General features: G+C 42.7%; 25 protein-coding genes, 1 pseudogene and 1 riboswitch. Of the genes and pseudogenes, 17 read left to right on the top strand and 9 right to left on the bottom strand.

Going from position 1 to position 22,790, the window contains the following annotated elements; genetic code table 11:
• Positions 1–171 precede the first annotated feature (171 nt).
• The 5 genes and pseudogenes from ACQRBN_RS01565 (at position 172) to ACQRBN_RS01545 (ending at position 2,748) form a co-directional block, all read left to right on the top strand.
• On the top strand, positions 172–1,083 hold the full coding sequence (locus ACQRBN_RS01565) for a helix-turn-helix transcriptional regulator (protein WP_427737157.1): 912 nt from the start codon (positions 172–174) through the stop codon (positions 1,081–1,083).
• A 4-nt stretch (positions 1,084–1,087) separates the two neighbouring features.
• Positions 1,088–1,210 (top strand): VOC family protein, encoded by a 123-nt coding sequence (locus ACQRBN_RS01560; protein WP_427737156.1) that lies wholly within the window; start codon positions 1,088–1,090, stop codon positions 1,208–1,210.
• Positions 1,211–1,288: 78 nt separating this feature from the next.
• Positions 1,289–1,921: a GyrI-like domain-containing protein gene (locus ACQRBN_RS01555; protein ID WP_427737155.1), complete on the top strand. Its 633-nt coding sequence runs from the start codon at positions 1,289–1,291 to the stop codon at positions 1,919–1,921.
• Between the two features lie 4 nt (positions 1,922–1,925).
• Positions 1,926–2,470, top strand: a pseudogene (locus tag ACQRBN_RS01550) (YoaP domain-containing protein).
• Between the two features lie 11 nt (positions 2,471–2,481).
• Complete coding sequence (locus ACQRBN_RS01545) at positions 2,482–2,748, top strand: hypothetical protein (protein WP_427737153.1); 267 nt, start codon at positions 2,482–2,484, stop codon at positions 2,746–2,748.
• 29 nt (positions 2,749–2,777) lie between these two features.
• Here the strand turns inward: ACQRBN_RS01545 and ACQRBN_RS01540 are convergent, their stop codons facing one another.
• From ACQRBN_RS01540 to ACQRBN_RS01525, 4 genes are read right to left on the bottom strand one after another with little or no spacing between them, the layout of a single operon-like run.
• Positions 2,778–3,110 carry a type II toxin-antitoxin system RelE/ParE family toxin gene (locus ACQRBN_RS01540; RefSeq protein WP_427737152.1) on the bottom strand — a complete coding sequence of 111 codons (333 nt, stop codon included), beginning with the start codon at positions 3,108–3,110 and terminating at the stop codon, positions 2,778–2,780.
• Positions 3,107–3,370 (bottom strand): type II toxin-antitoxin system prevent-host-death family antitoxin, encoded by a 264-nt coding sequence (locus ACQRBN_RS01535; RefSeq protein WP_065551042.1) that lies wholly within the window; start codon positions 3,368–3,370, stop codon positions 3,107–3,109. The genes ACQRBN_RS01540 and ACQRBN_RS01535 overlap by 4 nt, the downstream gene beginning before the upstream one ends.
• Positions 3,371–3,410: 40 nt before the next feature.
• On the bottom strand, positions 3,411–3,920 hold the full coding sequence (locus ACQRBN_RS01530) for a transposase domain-containing protein (protein ID WP_427737241.1): 510 nt from the start codon (positions 3,918–3,920) through the stop codon (positions 3,411–3,413).
• 54 nt (positions 3,921–3,974) lie between these two features.
• Positions 3,975–4,133, bottom strand: a complete 159-nt coding sequence (locus tag ACQRBN_RS01525) for a hypothetical protein (RefSeq protein ID WP_427737151.1) — start codon at positions 4,131–4,133, stop codon at positions 3,975–3,977.
• Between the two features lie 214 nt (positions 4,134–4,347).
• Here ACQRBN_RS01525 and ACQRBN_RS01520 point away from each other — a divergent pair, with 214 nt between their 5' ends.
• The gene (locus tag ACQRBN_RS01520; RefSeq protein ID WP_427737149.1) at positions 4,348–4,596 is read left to right on the top strand and encodes a type II toxin-antitoxin system death-on-curing family toxin; all 249 of its coding nucleotides are present in this window, start codon (positions 4,348–4,350) and stop codon (positions 4,594–4,596) included.
• Positions 4,597–5,140: 544 nt separating this feature from the next.
• Here the strand turns inward: ACQRBN_RS01520 and ACQRBN_RS01515 are convergent.
• Positions 5,141–5,980 (bottom strand): helix-turn-helix transcriptional regulator, encoded by an 840-nt coding sequence (locus ACQRBN_RS01515; RefSeq protein WP_427737146.1) that lies wholly within the window; start codon positions 5,978–5,980, stop codon positions 5,141–5,143.
• Between the two features lie 321 nt (positions 5,981–6,301).
• Here ACQRBN_RS01515 and ACQRBN_RS01510 point away from each other — a divergent pair, with 321 nt between their 5' ends.
• From ACQRBN_RS01510 to ACQRBN_RS01495, 4 genes are all read left to right on the top strand, one after another.
• Positions 6,302–7,099: an alpha/beta hydrolase gene (locus ACQRBN_RS01510; protein ID WP_427737145.1), complete on the top strand. Its 798-nt coding sequence runs from the start codon at positions 6,302–6,304 to the stop codon at positions 7,097–7,099.
• A 15-nt stretch (positions 7,100–7,114) separates the two neighbouring features.
• Positions 7,115–8,026, top strand: coding sequence for an alpha/beta hydrolase fold domain-containing protein (locus ACQRBN_RS01505; RefSeq protein ID WP_427737144.1), 912 nt, complete (start codon positions 7,115–7,117; stop codon positions 8,024–8,026).
• A 5-nt stretch (positions 8,027–8,031) separates the two neighbouring features.
• A complete protein-coding gene (locus tag ACQRBN_RS01500) occupies positions 8,032–9,267 on the top strand; it encodes an MFS transporter (protein WP_427737143.1) in 1,236 nt (411 codons plus the stop codon).
• A 470-nt stretch (positions 9,268–9,737) separates the two neighbouring features.
• A riboswitch (TPP riboswitch) is annotated at positions 9,738–9,843 on the top strand.
• Between the two features lie 44 nt (positions 9,844–9,887).
• Entirely contained in the window at positions 9,888–10,553 is a 666-nt protein-coding gene (locus ACQRBN_RS01495) for an energy-coupled thiamine transporter ThiT (protein ID WP_427737142.1), read from the top strand.
• Between the two features lie 205 nt (positions 10,554–10,758).
• Here ACQRBN_RS01495 and ACQRBN_RS01490 read toward each other — a convergent pair whose 3' ends face one another.
• Positions 10,759–10,965, bottom strand: a complete 207-nt coding sequence (locus ACQRBN_RS01490; RefSeq protein WP_427737141.1) for a sigma-70 family RNA polymerase sigma factor — start codon at positions 10,963–10,965, stop codon at positions 10,759–10,761.
• 374 nt (positions 10,966–11,339) lie between these two features.
• Between ACQRBN_RS01490 and ACQRBN_RS01485 the strand changes: the two genes are divergently transcribed.
• The gene (locus tag ACQRBN_RS01485; protein WP_427737140.1) at positions 11,340–11,951 is read left to right on the top strand and encodes a sugar O-acetyltransferase; all 612 of its coding nucleotides are present in this window, start codon (positions 11,340–11,342) and stop codon (positions 11,949–11,951) included.
• Positions 11,952–12,104: 153 nt separating this feature from the next.
• Here ACQRBN_RS01485 and ACQRBN_RS01480 read toward each other — a convergent pair whose 3' ends face one another.
• A complete protein-coding gene (locus tag ACQRBN_RS01480; RefSeq protein ID WP_427737139.1) occupies positions 12,105–13,238 on the bottom strand; it encodes an ROK family transcriptional regulator in 1,134 nt (377 codons plus the stop codon).
• Positions 13,239–13,497: 259 nt separating this feature from the next.
• On the opposite strand from ACQRBN_RS01480, the gene ACQRBN_RS01475 reads away from it, so the two are divergent.
• Together ACQRBN_RS01475 and ACQRBN_RS01470 are read left to right on the top strand one after the other, a co-directional pair.
• Complete coding sequence (locus ACQRBN_RS01475; RefSeq protein WP_427737138.1) at positions 13,498–14,172, top strand: class II aldolase/adducin family protein; 675 nt, start codon at positions 13,498–13,500, stop codon at positions 14,170–14,172.
• A gap of 83 nt (positions 14,173–14,255) precedes the next feature.
• On the top strand, positions 14,256–15,731 hold the full coding sequence (locus ACQRBN_RS01470; protein WP_427737137.1) for a rhamnulokinase: 1,476 nt from the start codon (positions 14,256–14,258) through the stop codon (positions 15,729–15,731).
• A 77-nt stretch (positions 15,732–15,808) separates the two neighbouring features.
• On the opposite strand, the gene ACQRBN_RS01465 is transcribed toward ACQRBN_RS01470, so the two are convergent.
• Positions 15,809–16,735 carry a hypothetical protein gene (locus ACQRBN_RS01465; RefSeq protein ID WP_427737136.1) on the bottom strand — a complete coding sequence of 309 codons (927 nt, stop codon included), beginning with the start codon at positions 16,733–16,735 and terminating at the stop codon, positions 15,809–15,811.
• Positions 16,736–17,071: 336 nt separating this feature from the next.
• Between ACQRBN_RS01465 and ACQRBN_RS01460 the strand changes: the two genes are divergently transcribed.
• The 4 genes from ACQRBN_RS01460 to ACQRBN_RS01445 all read left to right on the top strand — a co-directional run bounded on the left by ACQRBN_RS01460 (position 17,072) and on the right by ACQRBN_RS01445 (position 21,938).
• A complete protein-coding gene (locus tag ACQRBN_RS01460; RefSeq protein WP_427737135.1) occupies positions 17,072–18,106 on the top strand; it encodes a GntR family transcriptional regulator in 1,035 nt (344 codons plus the stop codon).
• A 54-nt stretch (positions 18,107–18,160) separates the two neighbouring features.
• A complete protein-coding gene (locus ACQRBN_RS01455) occupies positions 18,161–19,174 on the top strand; it encodes an aldo/keto reductase family protein (protein ID WP_427737134.1) in 1,014 nt (337 codons plus the stop codon).
• Positions 19,159–20,637, top strand: coding sequence for a xylulokinase (xylB, locus tag ACQRBN_RS01450; protein ID WP_427737133.1), 1,479 nt, complete (start codon positions 19,159–19,161; stop codon positions 20,635–20,637). Before ACQRBN_RS01455 ends, xylB begins: the two co-directional genes overlap by 16 nt.
• A gap of 380 nt (positions 20,638–21,017) precedes the next feature.
• Positions 21,018–21,938 (top strand): radical SAM protein, encoded by a 921-nt coding sequence (locus ACQRBN_RS01445; protein ID WP_427737132.1) that lies wholly within the window; start codon positions 21,018–21,020, stop codon positions 21,936–21,938.
• Between the two features lie 41 nt (positions 21,939–21,979).
• On the opposite strand, the gene ACQRBN_RS01440 is transcribed toward ACQRBN_RS01445, so the two are convergent.
• Positions 21,980–22,789, bottom strand: a complete 810-nt coding sequence (locus tag ACQRBN_RS01440) for a Cof-type HAD-IIB family hydrolase (RefSeq protein WP_427737131.1) — start codon at positions 22,787–22,789, stop codon at positions 21,980–21,982.
• Position 22,790: the final 1 nt, after the last annotated feature.

Raw genomic sequence — 22,790 nt, 5'->3', positions numbered from 1 at the left:
AATTCAGGCAGTATCCGTAGAGAACTGCACCATCAGCCTGCGGGCATTGGGAAGAATCCTGATGTTCGCAGGCTGTTTTTTGTTTGCGAAAATATCTTTAACTGCTATAATAAACATGACATACTATTGTCGTGTTGAGTTTGCTATGATATGAACGGAGCGTGAGAGATTATGAAGATAGATAGGCTTATCGGGATATTGTCGATCTTACTGCAGGAAGAAAAGACAACGGCTCCTGAACTGGCGGAAAGGTTTGAGGTATCTCGCAGGACAATAAATCGAGATATTGAAGATCTTTGCAAAGCGGGTATTCCTATAAGGACTACTCAGGGTACTGGTGGTGGTATCAGTATTATGGACGGATATCGTATGGACAGGACGATTCTGACTTCCAAAGATATGCAGATGATTCTTACGGGACTGCGGAGTCTGGATAGTGTGACCGGCAGCAGATACTATGGCCAGTTGATGGAAAAGATTCAGGCTGGATCATCTGAATTCATTAGCGGCAAAGAATCCATGCTGATCGATCTGTCATCCTGGTATAAAGGTTCTCTTGCTCCTAAAATTGAGGTGATCCAAGACGCTATAGAAAACAGACATCTTCTGGAGTTTAAGTATTATGCACCGACCGGAGAAAGTAACAGGACGATAGAACCGTATTATCTGGTTTTCCAATGGTCAAGCTGGTATGTATGGGGATGGTGCTCAGACCGTGAAGATTACAGGCTATTTAAGTTGAACCGTATGGATCGGGCTGCTGAAGCAGAGCAGGGATTTGTATGCAGAGATGTACCGATGCCTGATCTGTCAAGTGAGAAGATATTTCCGGGCGGGATTAAGGTAAAAGCTCTTTTCACACCGGATATGAAGTGGCGACTGGTTGAAGAATTCGGGCCGCATTGTTTTACAGAAGCGGATGATGGAAGGCTGCTCTTTTCGGCGGACTATACGGATATGGAAAACCTTGTGACATGGCTCATGACATTTGGGGCAAAGGCAGAGGTGCTGGAGCCGAGAGAAGCGCGGGACATTATCCGCAGGAATGCGGAAGAAACATTACAGATTTACATGGAGGATTAGCATAATGAGATTAGATGGTTTCGGATTATTTGTTGATGATATGGCAAAGATGATCCGTTTTTACAGGGACGTTCTTGGATTTGAAATCAAGGAAGAAGAAAACACATCAAATGTTTACCTTTGCTGATCCGGAGGGGAATCTGATTGAGATGGGTTCCTGGAATAAGCCTTATGAAGAGAAGGATCTGACGGAGGGATAAAGAATATGGCGTTTGATTATAAGAAGGAATACAAAGAATTCTATATGCCGAAGGGTGCGCCGACTATTGTCACCGTCCCGAAAATGAATTATATAGCAGCGAGGGGTAGCGGGAATCCCAATGATGAAGATGGCGAATATAAGCAGGCTATCGGTCTTCTGTATGGGATCGCATTTACGATCAAGATGAGTAAAAAGGGAAATCATCAGATAGACGGATATTTTGATTATGTGGTACCGCCATTAGAGGGATTCTGGTGGCAAGACGGAGTGGTCGGCGTAGATTATGCGCATAAGGATTCTTTTCAGTGGATATCTGTCATCCGCCTGCCGGATTTTGTTACCAAGGAAGATTTCGATTGGGCGGTCAAAGAAGCTACAGTTAAGAAAAAACAGGATTTTTCTAAGGTTGAGTTTTTTGCCTATGATGAAGGCCTGTGTGTGCAGTGTATGCATATCGGATCGTATGACGATGAACCTGCTACGGTAGATGCGATGCACAGGTTTATGGAAGAGCAGGGATATGTACTGGATATCACGGAAAAGAGAATGCATCACGAGATATATCTGAGTGATGCACGGAAGGTTGCACCGGAGAAATTGAAGACCGTGGTACGGCATCCGATAAGGAGGACTTAAGCGTATGGAATATATAAGGGTTACGAAGGAGAATCTCGAAAAGGAGCATATTTGCTGCGCTATTTCCAACAATAAAGATGTTCAGGTATCGTCAAAGAAGGCGTGGCTTGCGGACAGATTTGATGAAGGGCTTGTATTCTTGCAGCAGCAAAGAAGAAGCCGTTCCTGGCTGATCCGAAGTTCTTAAAGTATAAGGGCTTTGAAGTCTGTGATGAGGCTGATAACGGGATTCAGCTATGGTATCTGCCGTTTGAAAAGGGAGCAGAGGCTCCGGTGTTCAAAGAATGCGCAAAGCATCCCCATATAGATGAAAACGGTTATGTCCTTTACTATACGAATCAATGTCCATTTAATGCAAAGTATGTGCCGGTTCTGGAAGAGACCGCTGAGAGGAACGGCATATCATTCAAGGTCGTGAAGATCGAAAGCAGGGAGGATGCTCAGAATGCACCGACTCCGATCACGACGTATTCGCTGTTTTATGATGGGGAGTATGTCACTAATGAGCAGATGAATGATAAGAAGTTCCTAAAGCTTATCAACGGGTAGGAGGAAGTAATATGGCATCAACAAAAGAGTATCTGGATTTTGTCCTGGAACAACTACTTTGGAAAGAAAACCGTTATCTTTCCGGTATGAGGAAACAGATTGATAAGAGAATGGCAAAGGATTTACTGCAAAAAGGGCGTACTCATGTGACGGATTTCTATTCGCAAAAAACAGGAAAGAACTTTACTGCAGATCTGCTTTTGGAAGTTGTGGACGGACGGGCAAATTTCCATTTGGAATTTCCAAAACGGAAGGGAAGTAAAAAAGCAAACAGATAAAAAAATCCCCGCCACCTGCGGGGAGTGACCTATATTAATGGAAAACCAAGTTTCAAAATAGAGTGCCAGTCGCTTTTGGCGTACAAGAACCGTACAATATTTACCTGCTTTTCTTCCTCTGAAATGGTATAGAAAGCAAGATGATTTCCTACCGTTACGAAACGGACTCCCCAGGAAGAAAGAATTTTATCATCTACAAGCGGATGTTTCATGGGAAATTGTGAAAGTGTGTTGATCTGGCGTTCTGCTTCATCTAACAGATGATCTGCGGCCTGCGGGTTCTTTAAAACATATTCGATATAATCCGCTGCATGAACCATATCTTTTTCGGCTGTAAGGGTAATGTGGATATGATAATTCATCGTTTGCGGCGGCTCCTTATGTCAGTCATTGCTTCTGAAAATGGGCGTGTTCTGCCTGCAGCGACATCTTCAAGACCTTCATGGATCAGCCCGTATAATTCAAAGCGGCCTACAAGCTGTTCGTATGCTTCAATACTCATGACGGCGAGATCACCTTTCCCATTTTTAGTAATAAAAACAGGTTCAGAATAATCATGGCAGAATGTAGAAATTTCGTTGTAACTGTTACGCAAATCTGCGCTTGAACGGATTGTTGGCATATCAGCACCTCCTTTGTAAAGAAATTATACAAAAATTTCTTTATATCGTCAAGGGGAATGGGAAGGTTTTTGTATTTGTATAGTATAGGTGTTTTTTAGTATACGGTAAACTATGAGTACCGCCTTGTTTATTAGCCGCCATTTGGCGGCCTGAATTATACGTTTGTTGTTTTGGTTTGCTATGACAGATATCCGGAAGATTCTCTGACCATGGTAACAATTCCTGAATAAAGCTGTAATCCGTATCATCCTGATGATTCTTCAGAATTGTCAGGACGTATTCCAGATAACGGAATGGATTGAGATTGTTTGCCTTGGCTGTTTCCGTGATACTGTAAATAATAGCACTGGATTTTGCACCATCAATACTGTCGATCAGTTTCCAGGTATGCTTATGCAGACAGAAACTGCGCAATGAACTCTCTGTTGCATTGTTATCAAGAGGCACTTCTCCGTCATTCAGGAATACTTTTAAGGCTTCTTCCTGATTAATACAGTATGTAATCCCGTCCAGTGTCTTGCCTTTGGAGAGCCGGTTTCCTGTCTGGATATCTTTTGCCCATGCAAAGAAAGCCTCTACCAGAGGTTTGATATTGATCTGTTGTTATTTTTTTCGTTCATCTGCAGATAGCGTTTTTAACTGGTTATCCAGATGATAGATTGCGGCGATCCGTTTCAATGCTTCATAGGCAACGGTTCCTTTTGCATTCTTTTGTGATGCTTTCGGAAGTGCTGACAGTAGTGGAAAGATATAACCAGGCATTGGAATTGTTGGATGCCTATGATCATCAGAATATGGAACGTCCGAAAGGAAATAAGCCAACGTATATTCTAACTTATGAAGAATGTAGAAAAGTCATTGATAATATGAAATTTGGAGATAGTAGTTCCTTATTTGGTAATGAGAAGGATGATTCTTTCAAGGGAGCATCGGGGCAATTTATCAAAGTTTTGCGGGAGAAGATTTGTATCCCGCTTTGGAGGAAAAGGCAGCAAATTTATTGTATTTTGTCACAAAGAATCACAGTTTTTCTGATGGAAATAAGAGAATTGCAGTAACGATGTTTCTGTATTTTCTGGACAAAAATGGTGTGTTATTTCAAGATGGAGAAAAATTAATTGATGATCATACTCTTGTGGCACTTACTATTATGATTGCAGAATCGAATCCCGAAGAAAAAGAAATGATGATAAGTGTAATTATGAATTGTATAAAAATTGTATAAAATCTGGAAAAAACTCCGAAATACCCTATAATCAAGGGCACTGAAAAACTCCCATTTTTGTGTGGGAGTTTTTCTTTATATAGTATTTAAAATATTTTTTTCAATGACGCTCATTAAAAACACTGTGCCTATCCCACAGCATATGCTACTAATCGGTTATTCTTTTTTGCGTTCGCAACAAATGCTGTAAAATATGTTTGTAACTGCATGACAAACGGCCCTGTTGAATCTGCCCTACGCAGTCCATGGGCTTCTTTTAATTCTCCAAGGATCAAATGTACTTGCAGAAAGCACACCACTTGCCATGGCACGGAATATAAACAAGCTTCATAATAAGATTCAAAAAGGCAGGACAGGAATTCATTTATTTTCTTTAGAAAGTGCCTGAATTTTAACTTTTCAAAATGAATTTTAAGCCATCGAAAATGGCTTATTAAAGTGCGTCTTTATCATCAATTGACCAAATAAATCTTTAGTTTCTATTGGATTTAAAAAAAACAGAAAAATGAAGTTGCCGCTTTGGCATGCATTATCAATTTGTCAACTATTCATTTTTAAGCCTCTTATATTTCCGACGATATTGGGCAGGGGTAGTCTTATAATATTTCTGGAATGCCCTATTATAACAGCGAAGATCAGAAAAGCCGTTCTTAATTGCAATATCAATTAATGGCAGATCACTGCCTAACAAGTCTTTATGTGCATTATTAAGACGAATGTTTGTTAGATGTTCGCGGAATCCCTCCCCTACATAAGTAGGAAATTCCCGTGAGAGATGCTCCTTGGATAAGTGAATGAAAGAGGCGACATCTTCCAAACTAATTGGTTCATTGTAATGTTCCTCCATGTAGCGCATAATTTCGCGATAACGATTGTAATATTTCTCAGAATAATGGAGTCTATCTGCCGGATAGTCGCTACGAATATGCGTAACCATCAGATATACAATATGAAATAAAATGGAGTTTGCTTCTAAAAGCAAGTACGGCTGGGTATTTTCTTCAGAATAAAGTTCATATAATTTCTGAGCACAGTCTGCAATTTCTTTGCGAGCCTCCGGGCTTCGATTTAAGTCAAACCAGCAGTGATTTTTACCGCAGTATTTTTGGAAAATCTCAGGTGCAATGCGAAGTGACAAACTGGTAAAGGAATGACCTTCCAGAGCGGAAACACAGTGTATCTGTGAGTTGTTTATTATGGCAACATCGTTTTCCTTGAGATTAAATGTATTTTGATCGCAAGAGATATGTAACTGTGAATCTAAAGAAGCAAGCAGTTCCACCGATTCATGCCAATGGGGTTGGTTAATGGATTTACTTGTATGCAGTAGTATGATGGCAGGAATGTTTTCTGGTGTGATAACTATCTCGTGAAAAGCCTGCATTTTCCTCCTCCTTTGCTGTTGATATGTTTTTATTTGGCATTTTGCTGAAAAATGCATATGATTGATGTCAAAAACAGCAATTAATTGATATTGTAGATGAAAAATTGTGCAATATAATCAAAATAGTAATTATAAATTACCACAACTTAACCAATGCGTCAATGAGTATTCTCTAATATAAATCAATTTTGAGTATATAAATCTTTCAAAAAATAAATCAATTTTTGGCGGTTTTCTCCGCATATAATTCCAGTCAATTTATTTGTTAATTCTATATAATTGAACACAATGAAGGCAAATAAGAAGCAAAGGAGGGAGATTATGGCTATTATTCGTGTTCGTTTTTTTTCTAATTGCCTGATGCGTACGGTTCCGTTCACGGCAGTATTGCCCAATGATGGAGGGTTTCTGAAAGATGGAAGTCCTGATTTTGTGTTGGAAAATATGAAAACACTGTATTTGCTGCATGGATATACCGGAGATGAGAACGACTATCTTGTACATACTCATATCAGTGAGTTAAGTAAAAAGTATGGGATTGCAGTAATTATGCCGGATGGTGATAACAGTTTCTATATTGATCATGTAGCAGAAAACCGTCATTTCGGGAAATATATTGGGGAAGAACTAGTCGAGTATACGCGCAGGCTATTTCCATTGTCGAAAGAGAGGGAAGATACATATATCGGCGGTCTGTCAATGGGTGGATATGGTGCCATGCGTAATGGATTAAAATATGCACACACTTTTTCGAAGATTTTGGCATTTTCCGGAGCATATATACCCATTCGTATTGTTGATAACGGAGGAGTTCCGGTTGACGATGGCGTGTCAAATGTGGAGTTCCAATGTCGTGTATTTGGAGATCCGAAGATGCTTGCAACGAGCGATTTGGACCCAAGGGTTATTTATCAGGAATTGGAAAAGAGCAAAAAAAGTATTCCAAGAATTTTTATGACAGAAGGCAGTGAGGATTTTCTGCTCAAAGAAAATCATGCTATGCGCGACTTCTTACAAGCGCAAAATGCGGATTTTACATACATTGAGGATACAGGGGAGCATGATTGGGATTTTTGGAATAAGCACTTGGAGGAAGCATTTGCTTTTCTAAATGAGTAAAAGGAAGGTTATTTTATGGAAGTAAAAGAATGGACTTATGAAGAAATTCCGGAATTTACAGAGGAAATAGAAGGTGTTCAAGTGATTCAGACCACCGGTGACGAAATGGGTGTTTCCTATATCCATAATGTAGAGTATGCCGAGATAGATTCTGTTCGGCTGCATCTGCAGATCCTGTTGCCTTTTAGTCGTAACAATCCTGAGATGGTCTGTCCTTGTATTGTGTTTGTGCAAGGTTCAGCATGGCTTCCCCAAGATGTGTTCCATCAATTATGTCGTGTTTCCAAATTGGCTGAGCGTGGTTATGTTGTGGCTGTTGTCGAGTATCGGCATTCTGGCATTGCGCCTTTTCCTGCACAGATTATGGATGCAAGAAATGCGGTGCGTTTTATGCGTGCCCATGCTGCAGAATATCATGTGGATGCTGAGAATATTGTTATTGCGGGTGATTCTTCTGGCGGGCATACAGCTATGTTTGCAGGTATGATTCATGATGATGTGGAGAATAACCTATTTCCCGGCATTTCTGCTGAGGTCAAAGGCATTATTAATTATTATGGAAGCTGCAGCGTCATGAACGAAGACTCCAATCCTATTCAGGTTCTTCACTGCCAGCCGGATAGTCCGGAAGGACTGGTTATGGGGCGCGTGGATTTGAGAGATAATCTTGAATTAAAGAAAAAACTTTCTGTTGAATGCAACATTACCGAAGAAACGGTTATGCCGCCGACCATTATCTTTCATGGTACGAAGGATCGTTTGGTCAATTGCGAAGGTAGTGTGATTCTCTACCGCCAGATGAAAAAGTGTGGTAAGGATGTTCAATTGTATTTCATAAAAGGAGGCGATCATGGAGGGGCGGAGTTCTGGACCAGCCAGGTCGTCGATATTGTGGATGACTTTCTCAAGTACTGTTTCAGAAGATAGTTATCTTGCTGAATGCCGGTCTGGTTGGCGGTGTTATTGCGTTCTCTAAGATTTTCGATGGCGTGTCTGACTTGATTGCAGGTCAAATTATTGATAGCCACAAAAGTAAAAGAGGGCATTGTATTCCCGTTATACTGAAGTGGGCTATTCCTATGGTGCTTTCCGTTATTCTGGTATTCCTGGTTCCGGACGGAAGTGTAGCCTTGCGTATAGTTTACATCTTTGTTACATATAACCTGTTTAATACTGTTTTGTACACTTATGTGGGCATGGCCGCTAATTCTCTTCCGTCCTATGTCACAAATGACTCTGTTGACCGTTCGCAGATGCTGATTTTTTTCATGATGTTTTCAGCTTTGACACAGACTATTATGGCATCTGTTATGATGCCGATGGTTGATTTTTTTGGAGGTCAAGGGCTGCAGTCTGCATGGATTAAGTCTATTATGGTCTTTGGTATTATCGGTCTGATACCTTTGGCATTGAATGTATTGTTTGTCAAAGAACGGGTAGAGAATGATGTTCCTCCGGAGAATCTCATCGTTGGTATCAAATGTGCTGTTGTAAACAAATATTGGTGGATGGCCTTTGTTGTTAATTTGATGGCCAATTTTATTCTGACCTTTAACCTGTCTGTTTCCATTTATTACCTAAACTCTGTGTTGGGAAATATGGCTTTGATGGGAACGTTTGTTGCATGCTCCAACTTGCCTGGCGTATTTCTGTCTGCAGTGGCTCCTTTCTTTTTGAAAAAGTATACGAAGCGACAGATGGTATTGTTCGGTTCAATCTGTATGGTGGTGGCTCAGGTTGTATTTATAGTAGTGCCGACATCCTCTACTATTTTATTTGCTACGGCGCTGTTGCGCGGTATTGGAATGGGCTTTGCGATGGGTATGGCCGGAGCCCTCATCGGTGACACTATCGATTATGGCGAGTGGAAGACCGGTATACGTGTTCAGTCTGTCTTGTTCTCTGCAAGTTCTGTAGGCGCCAAAATCGGGCAAGGAGCTTTGACAGCAGCCTTTGGATTCTTCTTAAGTGCAGTTGGATATAATGGTGCTTTGGAGGTTCAGTCTGCAAGTACGATCAGCGGTATTGATGCATTCTTTAAATTCGGTCCCTTAGTTGTTGCTATCATCTTGCTGGTTGATATCTGGTTCCTGGATGTTGAAACAAAAAATCCGCAGTATATTAAAGAAATTGCAGAGCGTAAAGCAACTCAGAATGCAGGCGAATAGATATACTTGTAATGTAAGACCCATCTGGAAAATGATAAAAAAAGGTGTATCGAAAAAATTTTCGATACACCTTTCTAATCATCCTAACAACTTCTTAGTTAAGTTTCTCTATAAATATTGACAAAGCAGTTTCCCCAGAAAAATACTCTTTAAGAGCATTGAATAACTTCATCATTATCATTCACTTCCTTCTCATTTATTCTCGTTCCTTAAACTGTTAAAATATTAACACGTAGTATAGATAATGTAAAGATAAATTTTTAACAAAGTTTGGCTTGATTTCATTAGATATTTTGTGCGCTTTTTCAAATGACGCGAATCTCGCAAATTTAGCAGAATTGAAATATACAAGTTACAGACCTATTGATTGATTAGAGAGATGCCTGCAAGGTAAGAAAGATAATCTGATGTAATGGAGTTGACATTTCCAAGCAGCATGTATATGATAATGACTGGACAAACTACATAAGATTGATAACAAGGGGAGCTTATAGAATAGGCTGAGAGGAAGTTGTCAACTTCGACCCATAACCTGATGTGGATAATGCCAACGTAGGGATGCGTTATAGATTGGCTTCAAGCCCTTTTTGTTTTCAATCGGAGACAAGGAGGGCATTTTTATGTTTGATCTATTAGTCAATGCAGAAGGCGGTCTGACAACTGCCGGATATGCGGTATGTATTGTTGTTGGAGTTGTACTCTTTATCGTTGCGTTATTTTTTGCGGGGAAGAAATCCGGGAAAAAGAAGATGAGCACAAAGCAGTTAGTGTTCTGCGCGATGGCAATGGCGCTGGCGTTTGTGACTTCTTATATGAAGATATTCAAGTTGCCGTGGGGTGGAAGCGTAACGCTGTGCAGTATGCTGTTCATTGTATTGGTCGGCAACTGGTACGGAGTACAGACTGGAATCCTTGTGGGGCTTTCTTATGGGCTCCTACAGTTCATCCAGGAACCGTATGTGCTTTCATTCTTTCAGGTTTGCTGTGACTATGTGCTGGCATTCGCGGCGCTGGGCGTTGCCGGATTTTTCGCAAAAAGCAAGAATGGCTTGCTGAAGGGATATATTGCGGCGGTTCTCGCCAGAGGAGCATTCCACTCTCTGGGAGGATACCTATATTGGATGGACTACATGCCAGATAATTTCCCGCAGTCATTGAAGAGCATCTACCCGATTGCTTATAACTATAGTTTTCTGCTGGCAGAGGCGGTCATGACGGTGGTTATTATCTCAGTTCCGGCGGTGGCAAAAGGACTTAGCAGGGTAAAACAGACAGCGTTAGATTAACGCACTAAAGAGGGGACATTGTTTTTTTCAATTTCCCCCGTCCCCAATTAAAATAGCCGTGTCCCTTTTTGAATTTGCCGTGTCCCTTTTTAATTCATGATAATCCCGACTTTATCTAACCCCTCGCCAGTATACAGATCTTTTATTCGAATTTCTTTTGTTACGCCTCCGGCGAATTCGATGATCAGTTTTTTATTCCGTCTCCTTAATTCTTTGTGCCATAGATTTTTGCGATCTGGCACAGCCAGGTGGATACCTTGCAGTTCCCGTTATACTTGTTTGCGCATCGGACTGCCTGATGGAATGTTTCTTGTGTCAGTTCTTCGGCAGTATCTGTCTCGTGGCATAAGGAGATTAGAAATTTATATACCAGTTTTGCATGTTCGCTATATATGGAATCCATATCTAACATCGCGTCACATCCTTCTTTGCTTATATATACCCCAACTAGTCATTTCGTTACATCATGTCGTCATTATTTTATAGAAAAATGTTCTCGGATAAAAGGTTAATTATCTGTGAGGATTCAGAGATTGTAGCAGAAATGCAGGGATAACTGTTGCCAGATAATATGTATTACAGTTCTTTAAAAATTCGTACACTTCCTGCATGGTAAAATCCTCCCTATATGTAAATGTAATGCCCAATATGGTTTGAAAATATTTAAGTTTATGAAATTATTGCAGTTCTCTCTCGAGATTATTATAATAAATAATAAGAAATTGGGTAAAATGCAGTCCGGTATACCTACTCTGTCGGACAGGAAAAATGTAAAGGAGAAGCAATATGACTGAATTTGAAAAAATGCACAGCACGGATCTATACCTTCCCAATGGCGAAGAGATTATGAAAGAACAGGAGCAGTGCCTGGAGCGCCAGTACGATTACAACCTGACACGACCGTCAGAAGGCGCCAAAAGAGAGGCGTTATTAAAGGAGATGTTTGCTGAGATTGGTGACGGCTGTTATATAGAACCGCCTCTTCACAGCAACTGGGGTGGTCATCATACGCACTTCGGGAAGAATATCTATGCGAATTTTAACCTGACACTAGTGGATGATACGCATATCTACGTAGGCGATTACACCATGTTTGGCCCGAATGTGACGATTGCCACGGCGGGGCATCCGATCCTGCCGGAACTTCGCCAGCAGGCATATCAGTATAATGCACCTGTTCATATTGGGAAAAACTGCTGGATCGGAGCAGGAGTAATGATTATGCCTGGAGTAACCATCGGTGATAATACGGTGATCGGAGCAGGAAGCGTTGTCACGAAGGATATTCCATCTGATGTGGTAGCTGTTGGTAATCCCTGTAAAGTGATGCGGCCAATCGGTGAACGGGATAAAGAATATTATTTTAAGAACAGAAGAATTGATGAAAGTATAAGATAGAAGGCGTAACCCTGATTCCAACTGAAAATAGGATAATAAGAGAAAAATATCGGCAGATCTTATGAAGTATAAGTTCCGCCGATATTCATTCTGTTATTTACCAGTATTTCTTGCTGTTCGTTTATTTTCTTAGCCATATAACCGCCAGAAGAATCAGGATTCTTCTATAAAGTTCTGTAGAAATTCCTGTATAAATGGCAGTGCTGCCCCGATCGCCACGGCATCATTCCGGCATTTCCCAGGCAGAATATAAGTAGGCGCATCCCCAAATGCCGAAAATTCAACGACCTTATCCTGAAGCATTTTCAGATCTTTATCGGTGAGATACGGGATGATATCTCCGCCGAGAATGACGGTACTTTCTAAGACCATGTGCAGATTATTGATCAGGATGGCAAGATAGTATAAGAATTCTTCCCAGCGTTTCTGGTAATCAGAGTTGCCCTGTGCTTTCTGCTGGAAAAAGTCATCAAGATCCATCTGGTCATCAAGAAAAGTACTGGCGGAACAATAGCATTCTGCGCATCCTGTACGTCCGCAATAGCAAGGACGTCCGCCGGGAATCAGAGTCATGTGCTCAAAGATGCCTGATTTGCCCGTAATGCCCTCTTTAATCTGTCGGTTTAGAATCAATGCGCCGCCCAGATGCATGCAGAGAGATAGATAGATAGCATCGTTGATCTCAGGATTCACCCACAGTTCACTGTTCGCGGCACAGTCAGTGTTATGTATAAAACGGCATGGCCAGGAAAAATATTTTTCAAAGATATCAATGGAAAGGCCCTCCACATCAATAACCGTCGCATAAGTGATCCGGCGGCCACCTTGTGAAACCAGTCCCTGAATCCCGATGCCAATTCCAAGAATCTGCTCATTTTTAAAATGATATTTCTCAATGAAAGCAAGAACATGATCACGAAGTGTCTCAAAATACGCCTCTGTTCTTTCGAATTTCAAATTAATCTTTACTTTTGCTTTTTTGACAACGTATAAGTCAACTGCCGCGATATGAACGGTGTGTTCCGTAAGTTCAATGCCGATAGCAATCCGGGCAGTAGAGATAATAGAATAAGAAGTTGCCTTTCTTCCGCAAGTGGAATTTAACTGGCCGCTTTTTTCTACGAGCTGATCTTCCATCAATGCTGTCAGATGCTGAGTGACAGTAGGAAGCGTTATGCCAAGCTGGTTGGCAATCTTCTGCTTGGAACTGCAAGGATTGTTATAAATATAATGAAAGATGTCTATGCGATTCTTTACTTTTATATCTGAAAGAGAAAAGCGTTCCATAATGATTCCTCCTCATAATAATAAAACTATAGTGGTTAATATTTGAAATGGTTTTATGAAATGCATTTTAAAATGATTATATCAGAAAAATCAGAAAATAGAAATACAAATAAAAGTAAATATAACTAAAAAGTGGAAATGAGATTTGTTCAATATATCATATTGCGTAGTTTTTTATCCAGTGCTATTATATAACTATATTATATAAAACTGTTTTATAAAATGAACGACTAAAATGAAACATAAGGAGGAAGAATACATGAAAAGTGAATTAGACATCAAAAAAGAGATGTGCGAGATTGGAAGACGGGTATATGACCGGGGAATGGTGGCTTCTAATGATGGCAACTTTTCGGTAAAACTGAATGACAATGAGTATCTGTGCACCCCGACAGGAGTCAGCAAAGGTTTCATGACACCTGAGTATATCTGTAAGGTAGACGGTGAAGGTAATGTACTGGAGGCAAATGAAGGATTCCGTCCATCATCTGAGATTAAGATGCATATGAGAGTCTACAAGGAGAGACTGGATGTGAATGCTGTTGTTCATGCACACCCGATGTATGCAACAACATTTGCTATTGCAGGTATTCCACTAGAGGAGCCAATCATGCCGGAAGCAGTCATTGCGCTTGGCAGCGTTCCGATCGCAAAGTACGGAACTCCTTCTACCGTAGAAGTGCCGGATTCCATTGCCGAATTCCTGTCACGCTATGATGCCGTGTTATTAGAGAATCATGGCGCGCTTACATATTCAGATTCTTTGCTGAATGCATATCATAAGATGGAATCTTTGGAGTTCTATGCAAGGCTTCTGTATCAGGCTAAGATGCTGGGTGGACCGCAGATCTTAAGTCAGGAGAGAGTAGAGCAGTTATATGATATCAGGAGACAGATGGGGCTGACCGGAAGACATCCGGGAATCGACAAATAATCAGTGATAGTGAATCGAAGATAACTAGTCATAGGTACCTTACTGTGTGAGACTATGAGTACAGGGAAGAAGGAGAGTGTGGTATGGGAGAGAAGGCGAAGAGCGTACTGGCATTTGATTTTGGCGCATCCAGTGGACGTGCGATTCTGGGAACGTTGGAAGATGGCAAGATCGCTATGAAGGAAGTACATAGATTCTCCAATGATCCGGTGACCGTAAACGGAACCATGTATTGGGATACACTGCGGCAGTTTTATGAGATAAAGCAGGGGATGATCAAGGCAAAAAGGTGTGGGGATTTTGAAAGTATCGGAATTGACACCTGGGGAGTAGACTTTGCTCTGTTGGATGAACATGGGGAACTGCTGGAGAATGCAATCCATTACAGGGATGACCGGACCCAGGGGATGATCGAAGATGTATTTTCCAAGATTTCCAAAGAGCGCCTCTATGAGATTACAGGAAATGAATTCATGTATTTTAATACAATTTTCCAGATGAATGCATTGAGGGAGAAGCGTCCGTGGATGCTGGAACGAGCGAAGAAGTTCTTATTTACACCGGATCTGTTAGGGTATTTCCTTACGGGGAATCAGAAGTCAGAGTATACCATGGCAACGACCTCTTCCATGTATGATATCCGTAATAAACAATGGTCGAAAGAGGTGGCGGATGCCCTGGAACTTAAGGAGGATTTCTTCCCGGAGGTGATTGAAAGCGGGACGGTGATCGGAGAGTTGAAACCAGAGATCTGCGAGGAGTTGTCCATTGATTCCAAGAAAGTGATTGCGGTGGCGTCTCACGATACACAAAGCGCATCTGTTGCGGTGCCGACTCAGGAGGAGGACTTCATCTTCATCAGTTGTGGCACCTGGAGTCTCTATGGTACAGAATTATCAGAACCTGCGATTGGCAAGAGATCTCTGGAACTGAGCGTGACAAATGAAGGAAGTTATGGCGGCAAGGTGAATTTCCTGAAAAATATCACTGGCTTATGGATGGTTCAGGAATGCCGGCGTCAGTGGATTCGCGAAGGGCAGGAATATAGTTTTGGTGAACTGGAGCAGATGGCGGCAAAAGCAAAGCCTTTTAGAAGTTATATCGATGTAGATGCACCAGAATTCGTACCCGCAGGCAACATGCCAAGAAGAATCCGGGAATTCTGCCAAAAGACAGGACAGCCGGTTCCTAAGACCGTAGGTGAGATCGTGTGCTGCATTAATCAGAGTCTTGCTTTAAAATATAGGAACGTTCTGGAGAAGATTGAATTCTGTCTGGATAAAAAGTATCACAGAATCCATATGATTGGTGGGGGGATTCAAAGCAAGATGCTTTGCCAGATGACGGCTTGTGCCAATCATTGTGAAGTGATGGCAGGTCCGGTGGAAGCAACGGCGCTTGGAAATCTGGCGGTTCAGTTTATGGCGCTGGGCGAGATCAAGGATATTAAAGAGGCAAGGCGAATTGTTGCGAATTCCGAGAATGTGATGTCGTATGAGCCGCGGGATGCAGAGGCTTGGGATGCGGCATATGAGGAATTCAAGGGGGTTCTTAGGTAGAAAATGAGAGATTAGAAGTGAACGGCGAGGGAGGATGCTTGAGGGGATGCCAGCCGGAGTCCTGCGCCGTACACTCTCTATTCAATTCCGTATTCTTCCATTAAGTGTTCCTGATATGCTTCATCTTCGATGGAATGTTTCAAATCTTGTATACGATTATCTTCTATAAGATGGTAGTGAAGTTTGTTAACACGCTCTTCACCTAGTTTTTTGCCGGTTTTGTTGCCTTCCTGCCATGCTTCATCACGTTCCTGTTGAAGATGGCGTTCTTCGTTATATTCATATATGCTCACTTTGATTACCTCGTTTTTGTTCTTTCGTAAAAATTCCGCTAAAATATCTTCGTTGATACATTCGTCTACGGCATATTCTACAGCTTCTGCAAAGGGCATTTCTTGACTGTAATTCCGAATCTTGGATACCAGGATCATGTACTCTCGCAGTGTTTGACATTTATTCATTAATTCTTCATTATATCCCGAATTGATATTCAACTCAGTTACTTTTAATTCCAGGTCTGGATTCTCGCTTTTTATTTCATATGCATCTGAGAGTTTTAATTCTCGGCGTTCTTCCATAGATTCTATTCCGTTATAGAATACGACAAACTTTGGCTCTGGTATCTTTACTAGAGTAGAACTATATAGATTTTTATCTTTTGTCAGATTAGAATAGACATCTGCTACGTACAGTAAATCCCGTAATGGCATGTTGGGATTCTTGGTGGATTGGTGTTCATACAATGTCAACTGGTCGTAAAGCATAAAAGATATGTCATTTTTCATGCCTAGATAAATTGCATTTTCTAACGTTGTTACAATTAGATCATCCTCATTGGTATAACTGGTTCCATTCATGGCATTGTAAAGTTCGAGCAATTCCCGTTTTTCTTTGAATATCATGCGAAAGATTCTGTCTTTATAAGCACGCAGTGGCATGCCGATTACTTTGTGATGCGTGACAATCTCATTCGCTGCCTGTATGATTCTTTGGTCTTCCGTCATTCATGGTCCTCCTTTTTTGGGATATAAGAGGACTCTTTCATTCTTCTTAGAATCCTCTCTGCTGTTCTTGGGTCTGTGATTAAGCATCGAATTTTCTAAGATTATAAATATCATTAGAATTTGGAATGACTTTGTCATATAGAATGTTTAGAAAAATAATGCTTGTTTGAATTATAGCATGCATCTTTAAAAATGTCAGCCTTTATGTTCAAGGAAATTCCTTGATTTTATCGACATTTTTCGCTAATATCGGGAGTTATAGGTTGACACATAATGGTATTATGATATAATACCATTAAAGGGAAACTATGGAAGTATCAGGAAAGGAGGGGACTTGTGAATTCGGAGATAACAGAATTAAGGTATATCGATCTAAAGAATGACATCTGCCGTCAGATCTATGAAGGTGTCTACAAGAATGGCGAGAAGATTCCTTCGGAGCGTCAGCTTGCCCAGGATTACGAAGTCAGCAGAATTACGGTGAGAAAAGCATTGGAACTTCTGGAGGCGGAAGAACTGATTGTGCGTGAAGTGGGTAATGGGACACGGGTAACGCTTAAGAATTACGGCAATCATAATATGCTGGATATGATTGGAGTAGTTGCGCCATCCAAGAACCCGTTTTTTGCCAGGTTTATCGCAGACTTCCAGAAATGTGTCTGGGAGCGGGAGGGTCTGATGCTGTATGTAGAAGTGCCGGAGCATACGTCTTTGGAAGATTGTCTGTACCGGCTGTACAGTAAGAATATCAGAAATGCGGTTGTGTGGCAGGATGACCAGAAGATTGACCCGGAAAAATTACTGCGTTTGAGAAGTATTGGGATGAATCTGGTATTTTTCGATACGGATAATGCATTTCCCTATGCAGACAGTGTATTCCTGGATAATGAGGATGCAGTAAAGGTTTTGCTTGACTGTCAGAAAAAGCAGCATCAGGAGTATGTGTATATTGGCTGGGATAATCAGGAGATCAGCAATGTAAGAAAGAGGGAAGAAGCGTTCCGGGGACTGCATCCTGAGGCAGAGATATTACATGCGCCTTGGCGGCGTGACAGGAGGATGTCTGAAGAAGCGCTGAAGGCAGTGGAGGAGAAGGCTTCGGGGATGGAAGAAGGTCTGTTCTTGTGTGGGACTGGTGAGATTGGGCAGCAGACGGCAGAGAGGCTTCTGCAGGCAGGATTCTTGGAAGAGGGAAAGATAGCCCTTGCGGTGATTGATGATTTTGAAGGATCAGAACGTTATCCGGTGGATATCTATAATCAGGATTTGCGGGCAACGGCAAAACGGATCTATCGGCAGTTGGAGATCCAGGCAGAGGAAAGATCTGCATGGAAGGCCAAAGATTGGCAGGTAAAAGGGAAGCTAAAATAGAAATGTCAGCAAGGCAATGAAGATAAAGATGATAGGAAGACAAGGAGGTAGCGTATGGAGACAGTGAATCCATCTCTGGTTCCTCAGAGAAAACTGAACAATGGAATGATCATTCCCGGAATTGGTATGGGGACATTCGGGAATGACCGATTCACATCCGAAGAGGTGGCCGATGCGGTGTACGGAGCGATCAGAGCAGGTTATCGTCTTTTTGACGGAGCGGCGGCTTATGGCAATGAGAAAGCCATTGGAGAAGTGTATGCAAGAGCGTTCGCAGATGGAATCGTACAGAGGCAGGATCTGACAATCATGACGAAGGTGTGGAATGATATGCACGGGAAGGGAGATGTCCTGGTGGCGTGTGCGCAGAGTCTGAGAGATTTGCAGTTGGACTATGTGGATATCTATATGGTACATTGGCCGTTCCCGAACTATCATGCTCCGGGAGCACATCTTACTGGGCGCAACCCGGATGCGGTTCCATTTACCGTAGAGGAATATATGACGGTATGGAGGCAGATGGAGAGGCTTGTAGACCTGGGACTGGTAAGAGCCATTGGAATGTCCAACATGACGATTACAAAACTTGAACAGGTTCTTCCGCTTTGCAGAATCAAACCGGCGGTACTGGAGGTAGAGATCAACCCAACATTCCAGCAGCCGAAGTTATTCGAATACTGCAAGGCACATGATATTCTTCCGATTGCATACAGCCCGATGGGATCACCGTGCAGGCCAGAGCGTGATACGGAAGAAGGAGATGTGGTGACATTTGAGATGCCGGAACTTGTAGAGATTGCGAAAGCGCATCACTGTCATCCGGCGACCATATGTGTGAAATGGGCGGTACAGAGAGGTCACGTACCGATTCCATTTTCAATCTATGAAAATGAATATGTAGGGAATCTTAAGTGTACGACAGAGGATTTCCTTACAGAAGAAGAGATGGAGATATTAAGAAAGGCAGATAAGAACGCACGTCTGATCAAGGGAAAGGTGTTCCTGTGGGAAGACGCGAAGGACTGGCGGGATATCTGGGATGGTGAAGATGCATGGAATGTTTTGTAGGAATTGATCTTGGGACATCTAGTGTAAGAGCAGTTGCGGTTGATCCGCTGGGAAGAACAATCGCAGAGGGACAGTGCGAGTACGACATTATGAAGCCGGAACTGAACCAGGCAGAGCAGGATATGGAGCAGTTGTGGCAGGCGACGATTCGGGCAATCCGCAAGATGCTTGGAACAGCACCTGAGATTCGAGAAGGAATCCGAGGAATCGGATACTCCGGGCAAATGCATGGATTGGTTATGGTAGATGCAGACGGCAAACCAATTCGTAATGCAATTATCTGGGCGGATCAGCGAACCGGAGAGACGATTCGGAAGATATATGAAGTTGTGCCGGAAGAGCAGTTCGGCCAGGTATTCTGCAATCGCTTAAGTGCCGGATTCCTTCTGCCGTCCCTGATGTGGGTGAAGGAGAATGAACCACAGAATTATGAGAAGATCTATAAGGTGATGCTGCCGAAAGATTACATTCGGTACCGGATGTGCGGAGAATGGGGGACAGATGCTTCAGATGCCAGTTCGACAGGTATGTGGGATATGAAACATCGAACATGGGCATACGAGATTCTGGAGAAATTAGGAATTTCGGCAGATCTGCTGGTGGAAAGCCATGAGGCATATGAGCAGGCGGGTGTGATTACGGAAGAATGTGCCGGGCAGACCGGACTTAAGAAGGGAACTTTTGTTGCATTTGGCGGCGGAGATTCTCTGATGATGGAACTTGGCAATGGAATGATTAAGAGTGGAAGAATGGCATCTACCATTGGAACTGCCTGCCATCTGACTTGTGCATTGGATGCGCCGCTGTATGATCCGTCGCTTCGGACGAATACCTGGTGCCATGGCGGGGAGACGTTATGGAGTATCATGGGAGCGCATCTAAGCGGAGGAGTTGCACTTAAGTGGCTTAAGAATAACATTTTGGAGTACGGAAGTTTTGATGATATGACGGCAATTGCAGAGAAGATTCCGGCGGGAAGTGAAGGGTTATTATTCCTTCCATACCTGAATGGTGAACGGACACCGCACAACGATCCGGATGCGAAGGCCGTATATCTTGGAATGACGCTGAAGCATACGAAGGCACATCTGATTCGCAGTACGATGGAGGGAATTGTCTATAGCATGAAGGAGTCGTACGCGATCTTCCAGTCGCTTGGAATTACGGCGGATCGTGTGATTGCAGCGGGCGGCGGGGCTAAGAGCCCGTTGTTCAGACAGATTCAGGCGGATATGTATAATTGCCCGATCTATACGAATCAGGGGAAGGAGCAGGCTAGTATCGGGGCTGCGATGACGGCTGCGGTAGGAAGCGGGTATTTCCGGGATTATGAAGAGGCTTGTGAGAGTATGGTGAAACTGAATGAGGAAGTTACGGAGCCGATTCTTGAAAATGTGAAGAAGTATGAAGAGGAATTTTTAAGATTTAAGGAAATCTATCATGCCAATAAGAGGTTGTTTTAGAGGTTATTTTTATATTTGACAAGTGGACGCAGTTCTGAGAAGCGAGATATTCCACGCAAACGGGATAACATTCCGGCGAACTAACTGCTAACTGCGACTAAAGCACTCAGGAGAGCCTTCGTGCTTAAGTCTTCGTAAGCAGTGGATTTCGCCTCCATTAAGAGCACCCCTGAATTGTTTGCTTAGGAACATCTCGCTTCTCAGAACTGCTGTTTATTAGCAAAGGATATAATAATAACCTTAAAGGGGACAACGAGAAAGAGAGTGTGTGGGGGAGTGGGATTGTCGAGGAAAACTTTGGGGGAGTGGGGAATTGTTTGGAGTGGGGAAGAGTGGTATTATGGGGGAGATAGTATGGGGAGAAGGAGTGGAGCATGTGTATGGATAGAACTGCGTGGAGCAAGCGTATCATGCAGGAGTGCTGCCTGTGTCCGCGAAACTGCAAAGTGAACCGCAGGAAAGGACAGAGAGGATATTGCCAGGAGACAGGGGAACTTGTGGTTGCGAGGGCGGCGCTGCATATGTGGGAGGAGACCTGTATCTCAGGAAAAGAAGGATCGGGGACAGTGTTTTTCTCCGGGTGCAATATGGGATGTGTCTTTTGCCAGAACTATAGCATTGCCAGGTCGAAAGTGGGAAAGCCTATCAGTGTAAAACGGCTTGCCAGGATATTTTTGGAACTGCAGGAGCAAGGGGCAAATAATATCAATCTGGTAACGCCGACACATTATGTCCCCCAGATAACTGAGGCGCTCGATATGGCGAAGCAGGAGGGCTTGAGGCTTCCGATCGTGTATAATACGAGTGGATATGAGAAAACGGAGACGATTCAGATGCTTAAAGGGTATGTAGATATCTACCTGCCGGATTTTAAATATATGGAAGAAGAACTGGCGAAGAAGTATTCTCATGCGCCGGATTATCCTGCATATGCAAAAGAGGCGTTGGAAGAGATGGTAAGTCAGGTGGGAAGCCTGAAGTTCGATGAGAAGACGGGACGGATGAAGCGTGGCGTCATTGTCCGTCATCTCGTGCTTCCAGGGCATGTGAAGAACGCTAAGGCGGTGATCCGGTATCTGTATGAGACCTATGGTGAGCGGATTATGATCAGCATTATGAATCAGTATACGCCTATGGAACAGGTAAAGGATGATCCGTTGCTTGCAAGAAAGGTAACCAAGAGAGAGTACGAACGAGTGGTGGATTATGCCATGGAACTAGGCGTCGAGTGCGGATTCATCCAGGAGGGGGAAGTGGCATCGGAGAGTTTTATCCCGGAATTCGATGGGGAAGGCGTATAGAAGCAGATTCGTAATAGATTACGAATCTGTGTGTGTTATATTTATCGCATGAATTCGTTAATCACATGCAGTACTCCGTCTTCATCATTAGACTTCGTAATATAATCAGCTTTTTCCAACACCGGAGGCTGTGCATTCGCCATCGCTACGCCCAAGCCTGCAGTCTCGATCATAGTAAGATCATTATATCCATCTCCGCAGCAGATCATCTCATCGGAAGTCAGTCCGATACTGGCAAGAAGTTTCAGCAGGGAATGCGCTTTATCAATTCCCGGTGGCATGATCTCCAAGAAAAATGGATCGGAGCAATAGATATACAGGTAAGAGTGGAAGTAATCGATGGCTTCTTCTTTCACGCGTTGGATAATCTGTGGCTCGCCGGTAAGTAGGAATTTATTCGGGGATTTTTCGAAATAAGAAGGAAAGTCTTCCACCCGAATAATCGGCATATGGTTGATTCGGGACTCCAGTTCGCTGTACTGGTTCGGATTGATTCCGGACAGTAGGGAGTCGGAAGTATAGCCGATGATATCGATTCCGGTATATTTCTTCGCAATATGGAACAGAGGGGCGGCAACATTTTCAGGAAGAACTTTATTGTAGATCACCTGACCGCTTCGGCAGTCCGTGATGCGTCCGCCGTTAAAGGACAGGATATAACTTCCGTATTCCTCCAGATGAAGTTCTTTGGCAAGGGGAAGGACGCCGTTCGTGGGGCGTCCGCTTGCAAGTACTACTTTTTTCCCGTTTTTTTGTATATCGATCAATGCTTCTAACGTGGGCCTAGAGATCTCTTTCTTAGAATTGGTAAGAGTGCCGTCTAAGTCCAGTGCGAGAATCTGATAATCCATA

Origin of the sequence: Bariatricus sp. SGI.154 (assembly GCF_050313795.1) — a bacterium.
GTDB lineage: Bacteria > Bacillota > Clostridia > Lachnospirales > Lachnospiraceae > CAMBRQ01.
Note: the sequence above shows the minus strand (reverse complement) of the source record. Positions and strands in the feature narration are given on the sequence as shown.

Excerpts from the sequence above, each read along its gene's own strand:
- ACQRBN_RS01565 (WP_427737157.1), top strand. The coding sequence starts at position 172 with ATGAAGATAGATAGGCTTATCGGGATATTGTCGATCTTACTGCAGGAA.
- ACQRBN_RS01560 (WP_427737156.1), top strand. The coding sequence starts at position 1,088 with ATGAGATTAGATGGTTTCGGATTATTTGTTGATGATATGGCAAAGATG.
- ACQRBN_RS01555 (WP_427737155.1), top strand. The coding sequence starts at position 1,289 with ATGGCGTTTGATTATAAGAAGGAATACAAAGAATTCTATATGCCGAAG.
- ACQRBN_RS01545 (WP_427737153.1), top strand. The coding sequence starts at position 2,482 with ATGGCATCAACAAAAGAGTATCTGGATTTTGTCCTGGAACAACTACTT.
- ACQRBN_RS01540 (WP_427737152.1), bottom strand. The coding sequence starts at position 3,110 with ATGAATTATCATATCCACATTACCCTTACAGCCGAAAAAGATATGGTT.
- ACQRBN_RS01535 (WP_065551042.1), bottom strand. The coding sequence starts at position 3,370 with ATGCCAACAATCCGTTCAAGCGCAGATTTGCGTAACAGTTACAACGAA.
- ACQRBN_RS01525 (WP_427737151.1), bottom strand. The coding sequence starts at position 4,133 with ATGCCTGGTTATATCTTTCCACTACTGTCAGCACTTCCGAAAGCATCA.
- ACQRBN_RS01515 (WP_427737146.1), bottom strand. The coding sequence starts at position 5,980 with ATGCAGGCTTTTCACGAGATAGTTATCACACCAGAAAACATTCCTGCC.
- ACQRBN_RS01510 (WP_427737145.1), top strand. The coding sequence starts at position 6,302 with ATGGCTATTATTCGTGTTCGTTTTTTTTCTAATTGCCTGATGCGTACG.
- ACQRBN_RS01505 (WP_427737144.1), top strand. The coding sequence starts at position 7,115 with ATGGAAGTAAAAGAATGGACTTATGAAGAAATTCCGGAATTTACAGAG.
- ACQRBN_RS01495 (WP_427737142.1), top strand. The coding sequence starts at position 9,888 with ATGTTTGATCTATTAGTCAATGCAGAAGGCGGTCTGACAACTGCCGGA.
- ACQRBN_RS01490 (WP_427737141.1), bottom strand. The coding sequence starts at position 10,965 with ATGTTAGATATGGATTCCATATATAGCGAACATGCAAAACTGGTATAT.
- ACQRBN_RS01485 (WP_427737140.1), top strand. The coding sequence starts at position 11,340 with ATGACTGAATTTGAAAAAATGCACAGCACGGATCTATACCTTCCCAAT.
- ACQRBN_RS01480 (WP_427737139.1), bottom strand. The coding sequence starts at position 13,238 with ATGGAACGCTTTTCTCTTTCAGATATAAAAGTAAAGAATCGCATAGAC.
- ACQRBN_RS01475 (WP_427737138.1), top strand. The coding sequence starts at position 13,498 with ATGAAAAGTGAATTAGACATCAAAAAAGAGATGTGCGAGATTGGAAGA.
- ACQRBN_RS01470 (WP_427737137.1), top strand. The coding sequence starts at position 14,256 with ATGGGAGAGAAGGCGAAGAGCGTACTGGCATTTGATTTTGGCGCATCC.
- ACQRBN_RS01465 (WP_427737136.1), bottom strand. The coding sequence starts at position 16,735 with ATGACGGAAGACCAAAGAATCATACAGGCAGCGAATGAGATTGTCACG.
- ACQRBN_RS01455 (WP_427737134.1), top strand. The coding sequence starts at position 18,161 with ATGGAGACAGTGAATCCATCTCTGGTTCCTCAGAGAAAACTGAACAAT.
- xylB (WP_427737133.1), top strand. The coding sequence starts at position 19,159 with ATGGAATGTTTTGTAGGAATTGATCTTGGGACATCTAGTGTAAGAGCA.
- ACQRBN_RS01445 (WP_427737132.1), top strand. The coding sequence starts at position 21,018 with ATGGATAGAACTGCGTGGAGCAAGCGTATCATGCAGGAGTGCTGCCTG.
- ACQRBN_RS01440 (WP_427737131.1), bottom strand. The coding sequence starts at position 22,789 with ATGGATTATCAGATTCTCGCACTGGACTTAGACGGCACTCTTACCAAT.